This window comes from Microbacterium sp. SORGH_AS_0969, from assembly GCF_030818255.1.
Classification (GTDB): Bacteria; Actinomycetota; Actinomycetes; order Actinomycetales; family Microbacteriaceae; genus Microbacterium.
Window position 1 is genome coordinate 2,109,854 of the sequence record NZ_JAUTAG010000001.1, and the last position, 19,513, is coordinate 2,129,366.

Annotated in this window: 20 protein-coding genes and 1 pseudogene; 13 read left to right on the forward strand and 8 right to left on the reverse strand. The window is 70.3% G+C overall.

From position 1 onward, the window contains the following. Positions 1 to 18 precede the first annotated feature (18 nt). The 4 genes from QE388_RS09740 to QE388_RS09755 all read left to right on the forward strand — a co-directional run bounded on the left by QE388_RS09740 (position 19) and on the right by QE388_RS09755 (position 3,813). Positions 19 to 984 carry a siderophore ABC transporter substrate-binding protein gene (locus QE388_RS09740; protein WP_307385028.1) on the forward strand — a complete coding sequence of 322 codons (966 nt, stop codon included), beginning with the start codon at positions 19 to 21 and terminating at the stop codon, positions 982 to 984. A 111-nt stretch (positions 985 to 1,095) separates the two neighbouring features. Continuing rightward, the gene (locus QE388_RS09745; protein WP_307385030.1) at positions 1,096 to 2,055 is read left to right on the forward strand and encodes an ABC transporter permease; all 960 of its coding nucleotides are present in this window, start codon (positions 1,096 to 1,098) and stop codon (positions 2,053 to 2,055) included. Continuing rightward, positions 2,048 to 3,058, forward strand: coding sequence for an iron chelate uptake ABC transporter family permease subunit (locus QE388_RS09750; protein ID WP_307385031.1), 1,011 nt, complete (start codon positions 2,048 to 2,050; stop codon positions 3,056 to 3,058). The genes QE388_RS09745 and QE388_RS09750 overlap by 8 nt, the downstream gene beginning before the upstream one ends. Continuing rightward, on the forward strand, positions 3,055 to 3,813 hold the full coding sequence (locus QE388_RS09755; RefSeq protein WP_307385033.1) for an ABC transporter ATP-binding protein: 759 nt from the start codon (positions 3,055 to 3,057) through the stop codon (positions 3,811 to 3,813). The genes QE388_RS09750 and QE388_RS09755 overlap by 4 nt, the downstream gene beginning before the upstream one ends. A 10-nt stretch (positions 3,814 to 3,823) precedes the next feature. Here the strand turns inward: QE388_RS09755 and QE388_RS09760 are convergent, their stop codons facing one another. Further along, positions 3,824 to 4,045, reverse strand: coding sequence for a hypothetical protein (locus QE388_RS09760; protein WP_275801789.1), 222 nt, complete (start codon positions 4,043 to 4,045; stop codon positions 3,824 to 3,826). Positions 4,046 to 4,099: 54 nt separating this feature from the next. Here QE388_RS09760 and QE388_RS09765 point away from each other — a divergent pair, with 54 nt between their 5' ends. Next, positions 4,100 to 4,933, forward strand: coding sequence for a siderophore-interacting protein (locus tag QE388_RS09765; RefSeq protein WP_307385036.1), 834 nt, complete (start codon positions 4,100 to 4,102; stop codon positions 4,931 to 4,933). Between the two features lie 102 nt (positions 4,934 to 5,035). On the opposite strand, the gene QE388_RS09770 is transcribed toward QE388_RS09765, so the two are convergent. Next, the gene (locus tag QE388_RS09770) at positions 5,036 to 6,025 is read right to left on the reverse strand and encodes a DNA-3-methyladenine glycosylase (RefSeq protein ID WP_307385038.1); all 990 of its coding nucleotides are present in this window, start codon (positions 6,023 to 6,025) and stop codon (positions 5,036 to 5,038) included. A gap of 86 nt (positions 6,026 to 6,111) precedes the next feature. Then, a complete protein-coding gene (locus QE388_RS09775) occupies positions 6,112 to 6,879 on the reverse strand; it encodes a winged helix-turn-helix domain-containing protein (protein WP_307385040.1) in 768 nt (255 codons plus the stop codon). A gap of 436 nt (positions 6,880 to 7,315) precedes the next feature. Between QE388_RS09775 and QE388_RS09780 the strand changes: the two genes are divergently transcribed. From QE388_RS09780 to QE388_RS09810, 7 genes and pseudogenes are all read left to right on the forward strand, one after another. Next, on the forward strand, positions 7,316 to 7,609 hold the full coding sequence (locus tag QE388_RS09780; RefSeq protein WP_307385041.1) for a GNAT family N-acetyltransferase: 294 nt from the start codon (positions 7,316 to 7,318) through the stop codon (positions 7,607 to 7,609). 82 nt (positions 7,610 to 7,691) lie between these two features. Further along, positions 7,692 to 7,901 carry a hypothetical protein gene (locus tag QE388_RS09785; RefSeq protein WP_058615074.1) on the forward strand — a complete coding sequence of 70 codons (210 nt, stop codon included), beginning with the start codon at positions 7,692 to 7,694 and terminating at the stop codon, positions 7,899 to 7,901. A gap of 1 nt (position 7,902) precedes the next feature. After that, complete coding sequence (locus QE388_RS09790; protein ID WP_058597936.1) at positions 7,903 to 8,223, forward strand: hypothetical protein; 321 nt, start codon at positions 7,903 to 7,905, stop codon at positions 8,221 to 8,223. A gap of 136 nt (positions 8,224 to 8,359) precedes the next feature. Beyond that, positions 8,360 to 9,514: an exonuclease SbcCD subunit D gene (locus tag QE388_RS09795; protein WP_307385045.1), complete on the forward strand. Its 1,155-nt coding sequence runs from the start codon at positions 8,360 to 8,362 to the stop codon at positions 9,512 to 9,514. Further along, positions 9,511 to 12,609 (forward strand): SMC family ATPase, encoded by a 3,099-nt coding sequence (locus QE388_RS09800; RefSeq protein ID WP_307385046.1) that lies wholly within the window; start codon positions 9,511 to 9,513, stop codon positions 12,607 to 12,609. Before QE388_RS09795 ends, QE388_RS09800 begins: the two co-directional genes overlap by 4 nt. A 35-nt stretch (positions 12,610 to 12,644) precedes the next feature. Further along, complete coding sequence (locus QE388_RS09805; protein ID WP_275800531.1) at positions 12,645 to 12,827, forward strand: hypothetical protein; 183 nt, start codon at positions 12,645 to 12,647, stop codon at positions 12,825 to 12,827. Positions 12,828 to 13,011: 184 nt separating this feature from the next. Continuing rightward, positions 13,012 to 14,509, forward strand: a pseudogene (locus QE388_RS09810) (MFS transporter). Here the strand turns inward: QE388_RS09810 and QE388_RS09815 are convergent. The 4 genes from QE388_RS09815 to QE388_RS09830 form a co-directional block, all read right to left on the reverse strand. Further along, positions 14,497 to 15,054, reverse strand: coding sequence for a nucleoside phosphorylase (locus QE388_RS09815; RefSeq protein ID WP_275800530.1), 558 nt, complete (start codon positions 15,052 to 15,054; stop codon positions 14,497 to 14,499). The pseudogene QE388_RS09810 and the gene QE388_RS09815 overlap by 13 nt on opposite strands. 206 nt (positions 15,055 to 15,260) lie before the next feature. Then, positions 15,261 to 16,205 carry an aldo/keto reductase gene (locus QE388_RS09820; RefSeq protein WP_307385050.1) on the reverse strand — a complete coding sequence of 315 codons (945 nt, stop codon included), beginning with the start codon at positions 16,203 to 16,205 and terminating at the stop codon, positions 15,261 to 15,263. 145 nt (positions 16,206 to 16,350) lie between these two features. After that, positions 16,351 to 16,515 carry a hypothetical protein gene (locus QE388_RS09825; RefSeq protein ID WP_193751326.1) on the reverse strand — a complete coding sequence of 55 codons (165 nt, stop codon included), beginning with the start codon at positions 16,513 to 16,515 and terminating at the stop codon, positions 16,351 to 16,353. Then, positions 16,512 to 16,709, reverse strand: a complete 198-nt coding sequence (locus tag QE388_RS09830; RefSeq protein ID WP_307385052.1) for a hypothetical protein — start codon at positions 16,707 to 16,709, stop codon at positions 16,512 to 16,514. Before QE388_RS09830 ends, QE388_RS09825 begins: the two co-directional genes overlap by 4 nt. A 107-nt stretch (positions 16,710 to 16,816) precedes the next feature. Here QE388_RS09830 and QE388_RS09835 point away from each other — a divergent pair, with 107 nt between their 5' ends. Then, a complete protein-coding gene (locus tag QE388_RS09835) occupies positions 16,817 to 17,314 on the forward strand; it encodes a DUF427 domain-containing protein (protein ID WP_275800526.1) in 498 nt (165 codons plus the stop codon). 75 nt (positions 17,315 to 17,389) lie between these two features. Here the strand turns inward: QE388_RS09835 and QE388_RS09840 are convergent, their stop codons facing one another. Beyond that, positions 17,390 to 19,459, reverse strand: a complete 2,070-nt coding sequence (locus tag QE388_RS09840; protein WP_307385054.1) for an NAD(+) synthase — start codon at positions 19,457 to 19,459, stop codon at positions 17,390 to 17,392. Between the last annotated feature and the right edge of the window lie 54 nt (positions 19,460 to 19,513).

Sequence of the window (19,513 nt, forward strand, 5' to 3'; positions counted from 1 at the left end):
GCACTGGAGAGATCCCGCATGAGTACCCGTCTGATTCGTCCCCTCGCCGCCGCGTCCGTCGCGGCGGTTCTGGCCCTCACCGGCTGCGCCTCGGGAGCGGCCGCTCCTGCCGAGCAGGCCGCCGCGACCACCGTCACGGTCGAAGACAACCACGGCTCGATCGAGGTTCCCGTGGCCCCCGAGCGGGTCGTCGCGCTCGACAACACGACGTTCGAGACGCTCAGCGAGTGGGGCGTGAAGCTCGTCGCGGCCCCCAAGCCGCTCATGTACGACCTCTGGCCCTCGCTCTCGGGCGGCGATGAGGTGCTCGACGCGGGCCTGCACCGCGAGCCGAACATCGAGAACATCCTCGCCTCCGAGCCCGACCTGATCGTCGGCGGATACCGCTTCCGCGAGATCTACGACCAGCTGAAAGAGATCCAGCCCGCGACGATCGAGACGAGCCCGCGCGACGGCGAGGAGCACACGTCCGAGCTCAAGCGCCAGACCGCCATCCTCGGCCAGGTCTTCGACAAGAACGACGAGGCGGCGAAGCTGAACGCCGACCTGGATGCCGCGATCGCCGACGCGAAGGCCGCATACGACCCGTCGCAGACGGTGATGGGGCTGATCACCTCCGGAGGGAAGATCTCTTACGCCGCTCCCGGAGAGGGCCGCGGTGTCGGCCACCTCTTCCCGACGCTGGGCCTGACTCCCGCTCTCGACCGCGCCGCCGAGGACGCATCGCACGGAGACGACATCAGCGTCGAGGCGATCGCCGCCGCGAACCCGGAGTGGCTGTTCGTCCTCGACCGTGACGCGATGTTCGGCGAGGACGGCTACGTCTCGGCGCAGGAGCTCGTCGAGAACGCCGAGGCGCTGAAGAACGTCCCCGCGGTGCAGAAGGGGCAGATCGTCTACCTCGACGGCAGCTTCTACCTCGACGAGGGAATCCAGGCCTACACGAAGCTCTACCGTTCGGCCGCCGAGGCGTTCGCCTCCTGATCCCGGCCTCCGCCGCGCGCGCGTGAGGGGTCAAAAAGTGTCGCCTGGGTTCGCCCCGGGCGACAGAAAGTGACCCCTCACGCTCGAGCGAGGAGGCCAGAGAGGGATGCCATGAGACAGACCGTCCTCCCACCTCGGGTCGCGCTGCCCGCTGCGGGCTTCGGGGTCGCAGCTCTCGTCGTGCTCTCGCTCTTCGTCGGCACCTACGACATCGCCGGCGACTCCTTCGGCGCCGAGATGTTCTTCATCTCGCGCGTGCCGCGTACGCTCGCGCTCGTCCTCGCCGGCTGCGCGATGGCCGTCTCGGGCCTGATCATGCAGCTGCTCACGCAGAACCGCTTCGTCGAGCCGTCCACCACGGGCACTTCCGAATGGGCCGCCCTGGGACTACTCGTCACGGTCCTCCTCGCCCCGGCCGCACCTCTGCTCGTGCGCATGGTCGTGGCATCCGTCGCGGCATTCGTCGGGACCATGATCTTCATCGGCATCCTGCGCCGGATCTCGTTGCGGTCCTCTCTCGTCGTACCGCTCATCGGGATCATGCTCGGTGCGGTGGTCTCGGCGTTCACGACCTATCTCGCCGTGTCGACGAACTCCCTCCAGATGCTCGGGACGTGGTTCATGGGCAGCTTCACCTCGATCGTCCGCGGGCGGTACGAGGTGCTCTGGGTCGTGGCGATCGTGGTCTTCCTCGTCTTCCTCTACGCCGACCGCATCACGGTCGCCGGCCTCGGTCGCGACATCGCGACCTCCGTCGGCCTCGATCACACGCGGGTGATGCTCATCGGCACCGGTCTCGTCGCCGTCGCCACGGGCGTCACGACCGTGGTCGTCGGCTTCCTGCCGTTCCTCGGATTGGTCGTTCCGAACCTCGTCTCGATGTGGCGCGGCGACAACGCCCGCGCCAACCTGCCCTGGGTGTGCCTCGGCGGCGTGGCCATCGTCATCGTGTGCGACATCGTCGGACGGGTGATCCGGATGCCGTTCGAGGTCCCCGTGTCGATGATCCTCGGTGTCGTCGGGTCGGCGGTGTTCATCACCCTGCTGCTGAGGATGCGTGCTCGTGGCTGAGGTGCTGACCCGTCCTGCTCCGGTGCGGGGGCTCCGTCGTCCGCGGATCGCCCTGGGTTTCGGCATCCTGATCCTCATCGTGGTGGTCGCGGCCGTGGGCGTGCTGACCTGGAACGTGCCGGGTGAGCCCGGTTCACGTGCCTTCTGGCTCGCCGTCAACCTGCGCGTCGTGAGCGTCGCGACCATCGCCCTCGTCGCCTGTTGCCAGGCGGTGGCGACGGTGCTGTTCCACACGGCCACGGCGAACCGCATCCTGACCCCGTCGATCATGGGGTTCGACGCGCTCTACGTCGTGATGCAGACCGCGCTCGTGTTCTTCTTCGGCAGTGCCGCGCTTTCGGCGACCGACGGCCTGCTCAAGGTCGTGGTCCAGAGCGTGCTCATGGTCGGGTTCGCCACGTTGCTCTACGGCTGGCTGTTCGCCGGCCGCCGCGGCAACCTCCACATCATGCTGCTGGTCGGCGTGGTGTTGGGGGTCGGCTTCGGCTCGCTCTCGACGGTCATGCAGCGGCTGCTCACCCCGAGTGATTTCGACATCCTGTCGGCCCGCCTCTTCGGCAACCTGTCGAACTCGGATGCCGACTACCTGCCGTGGGGTGCCCTGGTCGTCGCCGTGGTGCTCGTGCTCGTCTGGCGCGCGCGACACCGGCTCGACGTGTTGGCGCTCGGCCGCGAGGCATCCGTCAATCTGGGACTCGCCTACCGGCGCGAGGTCGTCGGGATGCTCGTGCTCGTGGCCGTGCTCATCTCGGTGTCGACCACGATGGTGGGTCCGATGACGTTCTTCGGTTTCATCGTCGCGACCCTCGCGTACCAGCTCGCGGGCTCGGCGCAGCACCGCGTGGTGCTGCCGTTCGCCGTGCTGCTCGGCATGGCGACCCTGCTCGGCGGGTACTTCGTGCTGCGGCACGTGTTCTACGCCGCCGGGATGCTCTCGATCATCATCGAGTTCGTCGGCGGCCTGTTCTTCCTCGTCTATCTGCTTCGAAAGGGCAGCCTGTGATCTCGCTCACCGATGTCACCATGACCTACGGCGACCTCACCGTGCTCGGTCCCGTGACCCTCGACATCCCGGCCGGTGGGGTGACGGCGCTCGTCGGCCCGAACGGCGCGGGCAAGTCGACCCTCCTCACAATCGTCGGGCGCCTGGCGACGGCGACGAGCGGTCGTGTCACCATCGCCGGCCACGACGTGACGACGACGCCCGGGCGCGCGCTCGCGAAGATCGTGTCGATCCTCCGCCAGGAGAATCACTTCGTCACGCGCCTCACCGTGCGCGAACTCGTCGGCTTCGGGCGCTTCCCGCACTCGCACGGCCGTCTCACCGCCGACGACCACGCGAGGATCGACGAGGCCATCGCCTTCCTCGACCTGACCGAGCTGTCGGGTCGGTACCTCGACCAGCTCTCCGGCGGACAGCGCCAACGGGCCTACGTCGCGATGGTGCTCGCGCAGGACACCGATTACATCCTCCTCGACGAGCCGCTCAACAACCTCGACATGAAGCACGCCGTCGCGATGATGGGCCAGCTCCGGCGGGCTGCCGACGAGCTCGGCAAGACCATCGTCATCGTGGTGCACGACATCAACTTCGCGGCGGCCTACGCCGACCGCATCGTCGCGCTGTCGGACGGGAGGGTCGTGCACGTCGGCACGCCGGACGACCTCATGACCTCATCGACGCTCGAGAACGTCTTCGGCACGCCCGTAGAGGTGCGCCGAGACGGCCCGTACCCCTTGGCGGTGTACTACCGATGAGCCGTCATCGTCACAACTGGATGCCATTGTCCTCGTCGTTCACGCCGACGTTCCGCCCGCGGCTCGACTCGTACGCGATGAGCCATCCCACCGACACGGCGGCGGCCAGGATCAGGCCGAGCCACACGTTCTGCCACACCAGGCCGAACACGATGCCGACGATGAACAGCACCACGCTGCCGAGGACCCAATACGTGCGTCCGCGCGGCCAACCCGTTCCCGTCTGCGTCATGCGCCCAGCCTAGGGGCAGCCCCCTCCACCCCGACCCGCACGCGAAAGAAGACCATGGCCCGTACGAACGCCGCCCAGACGCGGCAGAAGCCCGAGAAGAGCGAACTCCTCACCCTCCGGGTGCGCGAGCGGCGACGCCTCTCGCCCTCGTTCGCGCGCGTGACGGTGATCGGTGACGATCTCGAGCGCTTCTCACCGCTGGGGCGGGACCAGTGGTTCCGGCTGTTCCTCCCCGTGTCCGAGGGCTCGCTTTCGCGCCTGCCGAGCCGGCTCGACACCCTCGCGTACTTCCGATACCTCGCGATCGCCAAGACCGAGCGTCCGGTCCTGCGCAACTACACCGTCGCGGGGTTCCGTCCCTCGGGCGAGCACGGCCCGGAGCTCGACATCGACTTCGTGCTGCACGGCTCCGCCGCCGACGGGACCGCAGGCCCCGCAGCGACCTGGGCGGAGACCTGCCGCCCGGGTGACGCGGTCGCGATCCTCGACGAGGGCATCCTCTTCACCCCGGCCGCCGGTCTCACGGGACCCTACGCCCTCGTGGGCGACGAAACGGCGCTCCCCGCGATCGCCGGCATCCTGGCATCCCTCCCCGCTGACGCCACCGGCACGGCGATGATCGAAGTCCCGGATGCGGGGGACGTGCGCGACCTCGTCGCTCCCGCGGGTGTCGAGGTGCGATGGGTCGTCCGCGCGGACCCGCGCGCGACGCCCGGGATCTCGATTCGCGACGAGGCGATCGCGGCGGCTGCGGAAACACCCGCCTACGCGTGGGTGGCGGGGGAGCAGTCGCTCGTGGCCGCGATGCGCCGGCAGTGGGTGCGCGTCGGCGTCGACAAGCGTGCGATCTCGTTCACCGGGTATTGGCGGGCGCCGCGGGGTCACTGACGTCGCCTGGTCTTCGGTTCGCATCGCCCGGGCCCGCCCTTACCTCGCCGATGTCGGTGGGGCACGCGCTCGCTTCTCCCGGCGATACGGAGGCCGAAGCGGTCAGCGGTCGCGATGGTCCTCGGGGTGCAGTCGCGGTCCGCGGCGCGGTTCGAGCGCCGAGCCGACGTAGATGAGCCGGATCACGCGCTGGCGGTGTCCCGCGAAGGGCTCGAGCAGCTCGAGCATGCCGTCGTCGTCGGTGCGGTGGCCGGTGAGGGCGTACCCCACCTGGTGCGCGAGGTGGTAGTCGCCCACGCTCACGGCATCCGGATCTCCGAAGGCGCGGATACGCGTCTCGGCACTGGTCCAGATGCCGACCCCGCGAAGGCTGATGAACACGCGGTCGCGCGCTTCGCCGTCGGTGGCGGCGCTCGCCGCGCGCACGACGGACTCGCCACGTCGCGCCGTCTCGACGATCGTGCGGGACTGCGGAGGCTCGAGCCCCGCGCGATGCCACGCCCACGACGGGACGTGACGCCACCCGTCGATGTCGGGCGGGGCGAACAGCGGCCGCGGGGTGGGACCGGGGGCGCGTTCGCCGTACCAGGTGACGATGCTGCGCCAGGCCGAGAACGCCTGGAGGCTCGTGACCTTCTGCTCCATGATGGCGCTGACCAGCGCGTCGAAGACGAGATCGGTGCGTCCGATGCGGAGGTCGGGGTGCCGCCGGTGCCACTCAGCGACCGAGGGATGCCGCGAGGCATCGAATCCGTCAGGATCGTCGAGCTTGCCGCAGAGCGCCGGCAGCTGGTCGAGCGCCCATTCGCCACCGGGGCCCCACGCCGCCGCGCGCACCGCGCCCCCGATGCTCTGGCGCAGGGCGAGTGTCGCGACGCCGAGCGGGGTGCGGCTGACGCGCCAGACGACACCGCCGTCGCGCAGCGGCATCGACGAAAAGTAGGTCGGGTCGTTGCGGCCGTGTCGTTGGGCGGCAACGGCGCGACCGATGTCGACGGGCTGCGCGGGACGGTACTCACCCTCGATCGGGCGCTCGGTCGGGACCGGAAGCTCGCGCGGCGTCTGCCGCGTGCGCACCCCGGTCGATCTCATGCCGACACCCTACGTCGCCCCGCCGACATCGCGGCATCCGGGGCTTCATCGCGCCCGCTGGAACGCGCGAGGTGCGGGGTGATCGATCAGAAGCGGTCGGGTGAGGGGGTGCCGTGACCGTAGCGGATCGAGACGTCGGCGTGACGGTCGAAGCGGTACCCCACGCCGCGCACCGTGCGCACGATGTCTTCGTACGCGCCGAGCTTGGCGCGCAGTCGGCGCACGTGTACGTCGATGGTGCGCTCGCCGGGGGCGTCGTCGTCGGTCGAGCCCTCCCAGAGGGATGCCACGAGCTCGGCGCGTTCGATCGTGCGACCCTCGCGCAGCACGAGGTACTGCAGGAGCTCGAACTCCTTGAAGGTGAACGCGGCCGACTCACCGTCGATGAGCACGCGCTTGCGCGAGATGTCGACGACCACGCCGCCGGGCGCACGGTCCTCTTCGGCGGGCTCGTCCTTGGTGCGGGCGACAGCGGACGGCTCGTGCAGGGCGAGGCGCACCACGTCGACGTCGCGGCCACCGGCTCCGGTCGGGGCGAGGGCGACCGTGGCGTACGTCTCGGCGGCGGGGGCGAGCTCGCCCAGCGTGCGGCGCAGTGCCTCGACGAGCGTGCCGAGGCTCACTCCGGCGGCCGCGGCTTTCGCCTCGTCGATGCCGACGTAGAGGGCGAAACCGCGCGGGGCCGAACCCGCGGGGAGCGCGGGGCGGGCCGCCGGGGCGGCGGGGGCGGCTGCGGGGGCGGGCGCCGCGGCAGCCGGGGCCGGTGCGACGGCGGGACGCGCGGCCGCGGGGCTCGCGGCGGTCGGGCGGATGACGGAGGTGGTGGGGCGGTCGAGAACAGCGGAGATCGACATGAGGATGAAGTCCTTGGGTGTGTGAACCCGGGCGTCGTCACGAGGCGGGGTTCGACGGGAGGTGAGAGCCGAGAGGCCGGTGCGCGGTGTCCGGACACGCGTGATCGACGCGCGACGCAGACGACCGGTGGACGACGTCGGCGTTCAGAAGCTCGAGATCGTCGGAGCGAGGGTCGCTGTTAGCGGCACATTCGACAACACATGACAACGCGGCCGGGCATCATCATGCCGGCAGTCCCGTTCGCCTCCCGGGCGGACAGAGAACGCGCATTGACAGTCATGGGGGGATTATGACGCAAGAAGTCCCGCGACGTCAAATCGCCCCGGATGCCGATGCCTCGCGCATTCTGCTCAGTCGGGCGGGGCGAAGGTGAGAGCGGACCGTGCATTCTGCGCCGTCGACGCCCGTTGCTCGTGGGCGGCGTAGCCTCTCGTCATGGCTGACCTGCTTTTCGCCGACGACAAGGCCGCGTCCCGTTTCACCCTGCATCGGGGCGACGATCTGGTCTCCGTTCTCGATTACCGCGACGACGGTCGCACAATCGCCCTCACCCGGGCGTTCACCATCCCGACCTTTCGCGGGCACGGCTACGCCGCCGTCATCACCGAACGGGCTGTCAATGCCATCGAGGCGAGCGGCGACCGCGAGATTCTTCCCGTCTGTTGGTACGTGGGGGAGTGGTTCGAAGCCCACCCCGAGCGTGCCGGCATCCTGAAACAGCGCACCTGACTACGCAGCGCCCCGGCGGGCGTCAACCCCTGCCCGCGTGACCCGCGATGCCGGGATGCTGGAGGCGTCGAAAGGGGAAGTCATGACCGACGACCGCGACCTGCCGGAAGGTGTCATCAACGCCGACCCGCCCGGTGGGTGGGAGAGCGGCGCCGTCGCCGACGGCGAGACCGCAGAGCAGAACGAGAACGCGAAGGGGTCGTCGCGCCTGAACGACGCCGCTCCTTCGGACCCCATCGAGGGGGATGCCGCCAGCCAGGGCATCGACCCCGATATGAGCACGGAGGACTGACATGTCGGACGAGACCCGAGCCCCACAACCTTCCACCGGCCCCGATGGCGGCGCGTCGCCCGCTGATTCGGTCGGCGGAGCACTGCACGACGAGGGCAAGCGCGCGGCACGCCCCGACGAGCAGTCGGAACCGATCATGGACACGCACGAGACCGACGACGAGGCCCGCATCGCCGGAGTCGTCGTACAGACCCGTGCCGACGTCGGCGGCAAGAGCGACGAGCGCGTCGCCGAGGTGTTGCGTCAGCGCTTCGCGCAGATCGGACTCGAGCTCGGCGACGACCGCATCCGTGCCCTCGCGGCTGAGGTCAACGCCTCCTGAGCCCCCCGACGACGCCCCGGCCGGTCCACTCGGCCGGGGCGTCGTCGCGTGCGGGCGAGGGGCCATCGGCCCCGTGATTCCGCGGTCGGGGCGTTTGCTGCGAGCCGATGTCGGAGGGTCGACGTACCGTGTCTGCATGCGGATCCTGCACACCTCCGACTGGCACATCGGGCGCTCCTTCCACGGGCATTCGACTCTCGATGCGCTCTCCGGTGTGCTCGACGCCCTCGTCGCGCAGGTGGCCGAGCACGAGGTCGACCTCGTCATCGTCGCGGGCGACGTCTTCGACTCCGCCACACCCGCCGCCGCCTGCTATCCGCTGCTCTCGCGCACGCTCGGGGCGCTCGCCGATGCCGGTGCCCGCGTCGTGGTCACCAGCGGCAACCACGATTCCGCGGCTCGGCTGGGGTTCCAGTCCGCGCTCCTGCGTCCCGAGATCTCGGTCGTGACCGACCCGCTCTCGGTCGGCGTTCCGGTGACGGTGCACGACGAGCACGGTCCCGTTCACGTCTACGGCATCCCGTATCTCGAACCGGCGATCGTGCGCCACGCGTGGGAGGGGGTCGAGCTGCGAAGCCAGGCCCAGACGATGCAGCACGCCCTCGACCTCGTGCGTGCCGATCTCGCCGAGCGGGGCGGACGATCGGTGGTCGCGGCACACTGCTTCGCCGCGGGCGTCGAATCCACGCCGGGGGTCGAGCGAGAGATCCGTCAGGGCGGGCTCGACGTCGTTCCGCTCCCCGCGTTCGACGGAGCCGACTACGTCGCCCTCGGCCACATCCACGGCCGTCAGCAGCTCTCCGATCGCGTGCGCTACGCGGGCGCGCCGCTGCACTACAGCTTCGGCGAAGCGGGGAAGCCGCGGGGGTCGTGGCTCGTCGAGCTCGACGCCGAGGGACTCTCGTCCGTGAGCTGGATCGACCTGCCCGTGCCGCGCCCGCTGGTGACCCTCCGCGGGCCGCTCGACGACCTGCTGACCGATCCCGCCTTCGACGGGCACGACGAGCACTGGGTGCGCGCCGAATACACCGACAGCACGCCGCAGCCCGACCCGATGCGGCGGTTGCAGGCGCGGTTCCCCTGGTGCGCCACCGTGGTCCACGCGCCGGCGGCGACGCGGCCCGACGAGGGGATCGGTTACGCCCAGCGGGTGCGCGCAGCGCGTGACGACGCCGAGGTCATCGACGCGTTCCTCGTCCACGTCCGCGAGGGCGAGGGCGCGTCCGAGGCGGAGCGTGAGCTCATCCGCGAGGTTCTCGACGCGCACGCACTGTCGGAGGCCCGGTCATGAAGCTTCACCGCCTCGAGCTCGAGGGGTTCGGTCCCTTCCTCGACACGCAGGTCGTCGATTTCGACGCGTTCGCCGACGACGGCATCTTCCTCATCACCGGGCGCACCGGCGCCGGGAAGTCGAGTGTGCTCGACGGTGTCTGTTACGCGCTGTACGGCGGTGTACCGCGCTACGACGGCGCCGAGCGCCGCTTGCGCAGCGACCATTGCACGCCCGACGACCCCACCCGGGTGACGCTGGAGTTCAGCGCCGAGGGCGAGCGCTGGCGGGTGACGCGGTCGCCGGAGTTCGAGCGGCCCAAGCGTCGGGGCGGCGGCACGACGAAAGAGCCGCACCGCGCACTGCTCGAGGTGCGCACCACCGAGGGCTGGGAGGGGGTCGCCGCGCGTCCCGTCGACGTCGGCACCCGGCTCGACGAGATCCTCGGCCTCAGCCAGCAGCAGTTCCTGCAGGTGATCCTCCTGGCGCAGAACCGCTTCGCGCGGTTCCTCCTCGCCAAGAACGACGAACGGCTCAGCCTGCTGCGCACCCTCTTCGGGACGCGGTCCTTCGAGGACTACGCCGCGCAGCTCGATGAGAAGCGCAAGCGCGCGCAAGAGCGCCTCGCCGCCGAGGGCGTCGAAGTCTCTACTCTGCTCGACGAGGCGGAGCGCCTCGCGGCTGAGCTCGACGCCGATCTCGAGACCGATGTCGCGGCGTCGGATGGGGCCGCGGCGACGGAACCCGTCGCGAGCGAGACAGCGAGCGAGGACGCGACCGTGATCGGTGACGCCGCGGCCCAGCCGCCTCCGGCGCCACGATCGGTCGGCGAACGTTTGGCGCACGTCGTGCGTGCCGTCGAGCGAGCCGAGTACCGTGTCGACACGCGAGAGCGCGAGCGCGGTGCCGCCGACGAGGTGCTCGACGGCGCCCTCGCGGCGGAGCGCGAGGCGCGCACCCTGCGCGACCGGCAGCTCGACCGGCTGCGCGTCCGCGAGCAGCTCGCGACTCTCGAAGCCGAGGCAGAGCGCGTCGCCGCGGCTCGTGCGGAAGCGGCGGCTGCGGGCGAGGCCGAAGCGCTGCGCGCAGCCATCGATGCCGACAAGCGGACAGCGGCCGATCTCGCGGCGTCGGAAGACCGTCTCGCGACGGCGGTCGGTCGGGTGGAGGCCGCCGGTGAAGACCCGACCGACGACCTCGACGCCCTGAGGCGTCGCGACGACGAGCTGACGGGCTTGCTGGCTCGGGGTGAGGCGGCTCTGGCGGCCGAGTCCGCCCTGGCCGAGGCCGACGCCGACGGGGCCCGCGCGGCGAGTCGCATCTCGGGCCTCGAGGCCGAGCGTGACACGTTGGCGGAGGGACGCGCAGATGTTCCCGGGCTTCTGAAGACACTCGACGAGCGGCTCGCGGAACTGGCGGGAGCGACGGCGCAGCGAGAGGCCGCGGCGTCGCGATGCGCCGAGACGCGGTCTCGGCTCGACGCGGCCCGAGAAGCCGAGCGACTGCTCGCTCATCGGGAGCAGGCCGACACGGCCGCCTTGGTGCGCGGGGAAGACATGCGCAATGCGACGGATGCGTGGACCGCGCTGCTCCGTCGTCGTCTCGCCGGAGCAGCGGCCGAGCTCGCTCACGAGCTCGTCGACGGGGAGCCGTGCGCGGTGTGTGGATCGCGCGAGCATCCGAACCCGGCGACCGGCGACGACGCTCCGGTCACCGACGAGCAGCTGGCCGCCGCAGAGGTGCGCAAGAACACCGCGATCGAGCAAGACCGTCTCGCGTCCGACGCGGCCCGGATCGCCCGAGACGACTATGCCCTCGCAGCGGCGCGCGCCGGCGGCGAGAGCGTCGAGGCACTCTCCTCTCGCCTCGAGGAAGCGGAGCAGGCGCTCAGCGCGGCACGCGACGACGAAGCCGAGTACGCGCGGGTACAGACCGAGCGCACCCGGGCGGCCGATCTCGATGCGGCGATCGCCGCCCGCCTCGAGACGCTCACCGTCGACCTCGCGAACGCTCGTCAAGAAGCTGCTCTGGCGATGCAAAGAGCCGACTCGCTCCGCGACGACGTCGAGGCCGCGCGCGGCGCGTTCCCCACGGTCGTGGCGCGTCAGGCCGACCTGACCGCTCGCCGCACCGCCGTGCGAGCGCTGACGACCGTCCGCGCCGAGGTCGCCACCGCGGCAGCGGCCCATCGGGAGGCCGCCGAGGCTCTGCGCCGCCTCGTGGCCGAGAGTCCGTTCGACACCGTCGACGCCGTCATGGCCGCCCTGCGTCCGGCTCCCGAACGGCGCCGACTCGACGAGACGATCGCGGCCCACGATGCCGCCGTCGCGTCGGCCCGCCAGCGTCTGCTCGATCTGGAGATGCTCCTCGTCGACGCCGCTGATGGGCCCGTCGACATCACCCCGCTCAGCGCGGCGGTCGCCGCAGCTCGAGAGAACGTCCAGCGGTCCGCCGCTGCACACGCCTCGGCTCTGGCACTCGCCGACCGTCTGCGCGGCCTCGCCCACCGCGCCGACGCGGGGCACGCGGCGGTCGCGACGCTGGCCGACGAACACGCTGTCGTCGCGCGCCTCGCCGACACCCTGGCGGGTCGCGCGCCCAACACCCGGCGGATGACGCTCGAGACGTTCGTGCTCGCCGCCGAGCTCGAAGAAATAGTGGTGGCCGCGAACCTCCGCCTCGAGCAGATGTCGTCCGGGCGCTACCGCCTTCAGCACACCGACGCGCTCGCGGCTCGAGGAGCTGCCAGCGGTCTCGGTCTCGAGGTGATGGACGCCTTCACCGGCCAGTGCCGACCCCCGCAGTCGCTCTCCGGGGGAGAGACGTTCCTCACGTCGCTCTCCCTGGCCCTCGGCCTCGCCGAGGTCGTGACGGCGCGAGCGGGCGGCATCCGCCTCGACACCCTGTTCATCGACGAGGGATTCGGATCCCTCGACGACGAGACCCTCGACCTCGCGATGCGCACCCTCGACGAGCTCCGGCAGGGCGGGCGGACGGTCGGCGTCATCAGTCACGTGGCGTCGATGAAAGACCAACTGCCGGCGCAGCTGCGCGTCGTCGCCACACCGAGGGGGCCGAGCGTGATCACGCAGGATTCCGCGCTGCAGATCGCGTGAGAGCGTCGCCCTCGTCGTCCGCCTAGGCTGGAGACATGCGTAAGAGCACCCTGTGGACCGTCCTCGGTGTCGTCGCTGCCGTCATCATCGCGTGGATCATCGTGAACGTCGTGTTCTCGCTCATCACCTTCGTGTTCCGCGTCGTCGCTGTCGCGGTGGTGGCCGTCATCGTCTTCTTCGTCCTGCGCGCTGTGTTCGCTCGCCGCGACGTCGACTGACGCCGGCACACCGAGCTCCTCCATCTCCGATCGAGGTCGCCCGCGGCGCAGCACCGCTCGCCGTGGGTCTCCCTCGATGCACGCCGGCGACGCAGCCCGCCCGCGTCGTGATCCCGGTCTCCGCGCGGCTCGCCTCGCGCAAGCCCACCCGCGGTGTCCGACGTCAGGAGTAGCGTCGGCCTCGATGCCTGATCACGCACCCTCGTCGAACGCCGCTCATCCCCCCACACGCGACATCGTGCTGTCTCCGAAGCACCGGTGGCGCGCCTACTGGGTCGCGGTCTCGGTCGCCGCGCTCACCATCCTCGACCTCACGAAGGTCAACGTCGCTCTCCCGTCCATCGAGTCCGCCTTGAACGCGGGACCCACCGAGCTGCAGCTCGTCGTGTCGGGTTACATCCTCACGTTCGGCCTCGTGCTCGTGCCGGCGGGGCGTCTGGGTGATCTGCGCTCCCGGCGCGTGCTGTTCCTCGTCGGGCTGTCGCTCTTCCTCGTCACGAGCCTCGTCTGCGCGCTCGCCCCCAACACCACCGTGCTGCTCGTGGCACGCCTCCTGCAGGGCGTGGCGGCCGGCATCCAGATGCCCCAGGTGCTGGGTCTCGTGCAGCAGCTCTTTCAGGGCAAGGAGCGCGGTCGGGCGTTCGGGCTCTTCGGTGCGACCGTGGGCATCGCCACCGCGTTCGGGCCCACCCTCGGAGGGCTGCTGATCGCTCTCGGCGGCGATACCGACGGATGGCGATTGATCTTCTGGATCAACATCCCCCTTGTCGCGATCGTCATCGTTCTTGCCGCGTGGCTCCTGCCGAACACCCGGACCAAGTCGCGCCGTCGGCTCGACCTCGACCCCGTGGGCGTGCTTCTCTTCGCGCTCACGATCCTCGCGCTGATGTGGCCCTTCCTGTTCACCACGGGCTCGCCCGACGACGATCCCCGCCGGTGGTGGTTCCTCGTGGCATCCGTCGTCTTCGCCGCGATCTTCGTGTTCTGGGAGCGCCGCTACGCCGACCTCGGACGCACGCCGCTCATGCCGTTCTCGATCTTCTCGCTGTCGTCGTACCGCAACGGCGTGCTCATCTCGACCGCGTACTTCTCGGCCATTCCGGCGATGTTCCTGCTGGGCACGCTCTTCCTGCAGGGCGGGCTCGGACTCGAACCCGTGTTCGCCGGCATGGTCACGATCGGCTTTGCCGTCGCGTCGGCGTGGAGCTCGTGGATCGGCGGCAACCTCGTCACGCGCCTCGGCCGCCCGCTCGTCGTCTGGGGGATCGTCGGCATGGTCGCCACCGCCGGTGGTCTCGTCCTGGTTGCGCTGTTCACCCCCGCCCGAGTGGACCCCGTGGGCGATGGCGGGAGTCATGGTGGTCGGCGGCTTTGCGGGCGGTCTCGTGATCTCGCCCAACCAGACGCTCATGCTGGCCGACATCCCGGTGTCGAGCGGCGGGGTGGCGGGGTCGGTCGGGCAGCTCGGCCAGCGCATCGGCACGGCGGTGGGCACGGCCATCGCCCTCGCGCTCTTCTACGCCACGATCTACCGCGAGCAGGCCGATGTCGACACCGTCGTGGTGTACCACGACGCCTACGCGTCGGGCATGATCACCGTCGGGATCTTCCTCGCGCTCGCCCTCCTCGTGGGCGTCGCTGACCTCGCGGGTCGGGCGCGCTCGGGCTCTCAGACCCCGTAGCGCTCGCGGAACTCCGCGCGCAGCTCGTGGCTGCACCGCTCAACGACGACGTCCCACAGTTCGGTCGCTCCGTCCTGCGCGCGGTCGGAGACGGCGCGCAGGATGCTGATCGGCACGTCGAACTGCTGGGCGACCCAGATGAGCGCGTACGTCTCCATGTCGACGAGACCGGCGCCGAGGCCTCGGATCAGCCGAACCGCGTCGGGGTCGTCGACGAAGTGGTCGCCGGTGGCGATGATCCGCCCCTCGTGGCCGGTGTCGACCCGGGTCGGCAGCGACACGTGCTCGCCGAACGTGCCGTCGAGCCCCTTCACGTCGTGCTGGATCGCCGCGGCGATGTCGTAGATTCCGCCCTCGATCTCGTCGTCGATCGCCCCGGCGGTGCCGACGACGACGATCTCGTCGTACTCGCCCTCGCAAAGCGCGCGCGTGAGCGCGTAGGCCGCGGGGATCTTCCCGACGCCGGTCAGCAGACGCCGGAAACCGGGGATGTCGTCCTCGAAGGCGACGAGTTCGGACGCGTGGGCGGCGACGAGAAGCTTCACCCTCTCATTGTCCCCGATGGTGCGGGCCCGCACGTCCCGGGCGCTCGGGCACGGAACGCCTCGGGGCGAGCGGAGGGCGTGGGATGAGCGGAGGATCGAGCCTCGGCATCCGCCCTCCCTCGGCCCCTGCTCCTCCGCTCGTCACAAAACGCGCGGCGCTGAGTGAGCGCCGTGGCCCCGAGCGCGACTCGGGGCCACGGGACGAGTCAGCTCTGCGCGGCCTCCGAGGCCTGCGACAGACGCGCGATCTCGTCGGCGCTGAGCTCGAGCGAGGTGCTGGCGAGCAGATCGGCGACCTGTTCGACCTTCGACGCGCTCGCGATGGGGGCGGCCACGGTGGGCTGAGCGCGCAGCCACGCGAGAGCGGTCGTGGCGATCGAGGCGCCGTGCGCCTGACCGATCTCGTCGAGGGCGTCGATCAGCGCGATGCCCGCGGGCGTCGCGAGCTTCGCGGCCCCCTCGGCGCGCGGCGAGTCGCCGGCGGCATCCGGAGTGCGGTACTTGCCCGTGAGGAAGCCGCTCGCGAGGGCGTAGTACGGCACGAGCGACATGCCGTACTGCTCGGCGACGGGGACGATGTCGCGCTCCACCTCGGTGCGGTGGACGAGGTTGTAGTGCGGCTGGATGGCGACGGGGAGGTCGAAGCCTCCGGCTTCGGCCAGCGATATCCACTCGCGGATGCGCTCGGCGGTGTAGTTCGACACGGCCACGTATCGCACGAGTCCGTCGGAGACGAGATCGGCGAAGCCCGCGACGGTCTCTTCGAGAGGTGTGTCGGCGTCGTCGAAGTGGGCGTAGTAGAGGTCGATGGTGTCGACGCCAAGGCGCTGGAGCGAGGCTTCTGCGGCGGCGCGAATGTTCTTCGCGCGGAGCCCCCGGAATTCGGGGTGCTGGCTGACCTTCGTGGCAACGACGACGTTCTCGGGCTTGCGCGAAGCGAGCCACTCGCCGATGAGGGTCTCGCTCTCACCGCCCGAGTTGCCGGGAGCCCAGGCGCTGTAGGCGTCTGCGGTGTCGATGAAGTTTCCGCCGCCCGCGTGGAACGCGTCGAGCACGGCGAATGAGGTGTCGCGGTCGGCCGTCCATCCGAAGACGTTGCCGCCGAGCGAGAGGGGGACGATGTCGAGGTCGCTGCGTCCGATGCGCGTCATGAGAGCCCTTCCGTTGTGGTGTGGTACCTCAGGGTCAACGACGGGTCTCGGCTCGCATTCCCGCGACGCGCGCGTCGCATGTTCGTCCGCACTCCGCGCGGGGGAGTTTTGCCCGAACGCCGCGACGTGGTGACGTCGGCGTGGGTCAGGATCCCCCGGACAGGATGCCGATGAGCCCGCTGATCAAGAACCACAGGCCGATGCCGGCTCCGGCGATCCAGATCACGACCGTTCCGGCGGGGTACTTCTTCTTGCCGTTCGGGTCCTTGCCGTCGGCGTTCTCGCCACTGGGCCCGTTGGGCGCGGTCACGAACGCACCATCATGACGATCGAGGCGATGAGCACGGCGAGACCTCCGACGACGGCGATGGCGGCGATGATGGGCCCCCCGCCCGTGAGGAAGGCGACGACGCCGAGAGCGATGAAAAGGACACCGACGACGATGCCGACCACCTGGTACACGCGATATCGCGCCGTACCGTCTCGGACTTCCTGTTCGCTCACGACGACCCCCTCCCTCCAACCTAGCGAAAAGCTGGGTGTCTCCTGAGACAGTCAGTGCACGATCAGATCTCGATCCGAGGACGTTCTGCGCGGCGTAGCGTAAGCGCATGGCACGCCCCGATCCCGACCCCGTCCGCCCCGGCCAGGAGTCCGTCTGGGGCTATCCGCGGCCTCCCCGCGTCGAGCGCGTCCGGAAAAGGGCGCAGATCGACTTCGGCGGTGTCCGCATCGCCGACACCGACGACGTCGTCCGCGTGCTCGAGACGAGTCACCCGCCGGTGTACTACCTGCCGATCACCGCGTTCGGCGACGCGCTGACCCTCGGTGAGGGGGCGTCGTTCTGCGAGTTCAAGGGTGGCGCCCGCTACTTCGACGTCCACGGCGGCGGGGGAGCCGTGGCTCCGCGTGCGGCCTGGAACTATCCGAGCCCCATGCCCGGTTATGAGGTGCTTGCCGACCGCGTGGCGGTGTACGCCGGCCCGATGGATCGCGTGATCCTGGGCGGCGAGACCGTCGAGCCACAGCCGGGCGGCTTCTACGGGGGCTGGGTCACGAGCGACCTCGCCGGTCCCTTCAAGGGTGTGCCGGGGTCGATGGGTTGGTAGCGGCCCGCACGGTCTGACGCCGCCTGCGCCCGCGGATTCGTCGCGTACGGGTCGATCGCGTGCCGGGCGGCCGCGTCAGCTGTGTGTCGCCTCGGCGAACGCCTCCGGGACGGCCGCGTGCAGGTCGGCCAACCAAACGCGAGCGTTTCCGTCCGATGGCGCGCGCCAATCTCCGCGCGGTGACAGTGAGCCCGCCGGCGACACCTTCGGTCCGTTGGGGATGGCCGTGCGCTTGAACTGCGCGAACCCGAAGAACCGCTGCAGGAAGACCTCGAGCCACCTCGCCACGGTGACGAGGTCGTACGAGGGTCTTTCATCCTCGGGGTAACCCGGCGGCCAGGCCCCGGCATCCGGATCCGACCAGGCGTGCGCGGCGAGGAAGGCGATCTTGGACGGGCGGAAGCCGAACCGCAGCACGTGATAGAGCGTGAAATCGTGCAGGTTGTAGGGGCCGATGCGGTCCTCGGTGGACTGCATACGCCCGTCTTGGCCGGCGGGCACGAGCTCGGGGCTGATCTCGGTGTCGAGCACCGCCTGCAGCACCTCGACGGTGTCGGCGCTGAGCTCGCCCGAGGCGATCACCCAACGGATGACGTGCTGGATGAGCGTCTTCGGCACGCCGGGGTTCACCGAATAGTGGCTCATCTGGTCGCCCACGCCGTAGGTCGACCATCCGAGCGCGATCTCGGACAGATCGCCCGTGCCGACGACGATGCCGCCGTTCTTGTTCGCGAGGCGGAAGAGATAGTCGGTGCGCAGCCCCGCCTGCACGTTCTCGAACGTCACGTCGTGCACCGGCTCGCCCGCCGCGAAGGGGTGACCCATGCGGGCGAGCATCTCGGATGCCGCGGGCCGGATGTCGATCTCCTCGATCGAGGCCCCGACGGCTTCGGCCAGAGCGATCGCGTTGCGCTTCGTTCTCTCGCTCGTGGCGAAGCCGGGCAGGGTGTACGTGAGGATGTCGCTGCGCGGACGGCCCATGCGATCCATGGCGCGCGCGATCACGAGCAGGGCGTGGGTGGAGTCGAGGCCTCCGCTCACCCCGAGGACCGGCTTCGGGTTGCCGATCGCCTGGAGGCGCTGAACCAGCCCCGACACCTGGATGTTGAACGCCTCGTAGCAGTCCTGCGCGAGACGGGCGGGGTCGTTGGGGACGAAGGGGAAGCGGTCGAGGGCGCGGCGCAGCCCGATGTCGCTCGCCGGCGGGGCGAGTTCGAACGGCACCGTGCGGAAGGACGGCGCCGTCGTTCGGCGGTTGTCGTCGAAGGTGCCCTGGCGGATCCGGTCTTGCCGCAGACGATCGAGATCGACATCGGCGACGCTGCGGCGCGGGCCGTCGGGGAAGCGCTCGGTCGTGTCGAGGAGCTGCCCGCCCTCGTAGATCATCGTCTGGCCGTCCCACGAGACGTCGTTCGTCGACTCGCCCTGACCCGCGGCCGCGTAGATGTAGGCCGCGAGGCACCGCATCGACTGCGACTGCGAGAGCAGGTTGCGGTCGTCGGCGCGCCCGATCGTGATAGGGCTGCCCGACAGATTCGCCAGCACGGTCGCACCGGCCAGGGCCGCACCGGACGACGGGGGGATCGGCACCCAGACGTCTTCGCAGACCTCGGCGTGCAGCGTGAGCCCGGGCACGTCGACGGCGTCGAACAGCAGGTCGGGACCGAAGGGCACGGTCTCGCCACCGATGAGGATGTGCTGACCCGCCTGGTCGTCGCCGCGCGCGTACCAGCGGTGCTCGTAGAACTCGCGGTAGGTCGGCAGGTACGCCTTGGGCGCCACCCCGAGAACGCGCCCTCGATGGACGACGACGGCGCAGTTGTAGAGGCGGTTGCCGTGCCGGAGCGGAGCCCCCACGAGCAGCACGGGAAGAAGATCGACGGATGCCGCGACCAGACGCTCGATGCCGGCCTCGACCGCGTCCAGCAGAGGGTCCTGCATGACGAGATCGTCGATCGCGTACCCCGTGAGGCACAGCTCGGGGAAGACGGCGATCGCGACGCCCTCCGCGTCGCACGCGCGGGCGGACTCGAGCACGGCGTCGACGTTGGTCAGGGGGTCGGCGATCGCGACGGGAATCGTGCACGCGGCGACGCGCGCGAAGCCGTGCCGGTAGACGCTCTCGAACGGCAGGTCGGTGATCACCCCTCCAGTCTGGCAGGCCCCTCCGACACAGGGCAGTCGGATCGCGAACCGGGG

What these genes read in the sequence shown, in the direction of transcription:
- QE388_RS09740 (WP_307385028.1), top strand. Translation starts at nt 19, where the DNA reads ATGAGTACCCGTCTGATTCGTCCCCTCGCCGCCGCGTCCGTCGCGGCG.
- QE388_RS09745 (WP_307385030.1), top strand. Translation starts at nt 1,096, where the DNA reads ATGAGACAGACCGTCCTCCCACCTCGGGTCGCGCTGCCCGCTGCGGGC.
- QE388_RS09760 (WP_275801789.1), bottom strand. Translation starts at nt 4,045, where the DNA reads ATGACGCAGACGGGAACGGGTTGGCCGCGCGGACGCACGTATTGGGTC.
- QE388_RS09765 (WP_307385036.1), top strand. Translation starts at nt 4,100, where the DNA reads ATGGCCCGTACGAACGCCGCCCAGACGCGGCAGAAGCCCGAGAAGAGC.
- QE388_RS09770 (WP_307385038.1), bottom strand. Translation starts at nt 6,025, where the DNA reads ATGAGATCGACCGGGGTGCGCACGCGGCAGACGCCGCGCGAGCTTCCG.
- QE388_RS09775 (WP_307385040.1), bottom strand. Translation starts at nt 6,879, where the DNA reads ATGTCGATCTCCGCTGTTCTCGACCGCCCCACCACCTCCGTCATCCGC.
- QE388_RS09780 (WP_307385041.1), top strand. Translation starts at nt 7,316, where the DNA reads ATGGCTGACCTGCTTTTCGCCGACGACAAGGCCGCGTCCCGTTTCACC.
- QE388_RS09785 (WP_058615074.1), top strand. Translation starts at nt 7,692, where the DNA reads ATGACCGACGACCGCGACCTGCCGGAAGGTGTCATCAACGCCGACCCG.
- QE388_RS09790 (WP_058597936.1), top strand. Translation starts at nt 7,903, where the DNA reads ATGTCGGACGAGACCCGAGCCCCACAACCTTCCACCGGCCCCGATGGC.
- QE388_RS09795 (WP_307385045.1), top strand. Translation starts at nt 8,360, where the DNA reads ATGCGGATCCTGCACACCTCCGACTGGCACATCGGGCGCTCCTTCCAC.
- QE388_RS09800 (WP_307385046.1), top strand. Translation starts at nt 9,511, where the DNA reads ATGAAGCTTCACCGCCTCGAGCTCGAGGGGTTCGGTCCCTTCCTCGAC.
- QE388_RS09805 (WP_275800531.1), top strand. Translation starts at nt 12,645, where the DNA reads ATGCGTAAGAGCACCCTGTGGACCGTCCTCGGTGTCGTCGCTGCCGTC.
- QE388_RS09820 (WP_307385050.1), bottom strand. Translation starts at nt 16,205, where the DNA reads ATGACGCGCATCGGACGCAGCGACCTCGACATCGTCCCCCTCTCGCTC.
- QE388_RS09835 (WP_275800526.1), top strand. Translation starts at nt 16,817, where the DNA reads ATGGCACGCCCCGATCCCGACCCCGTCCGCCCCGGCCAGGAGTCCGTC.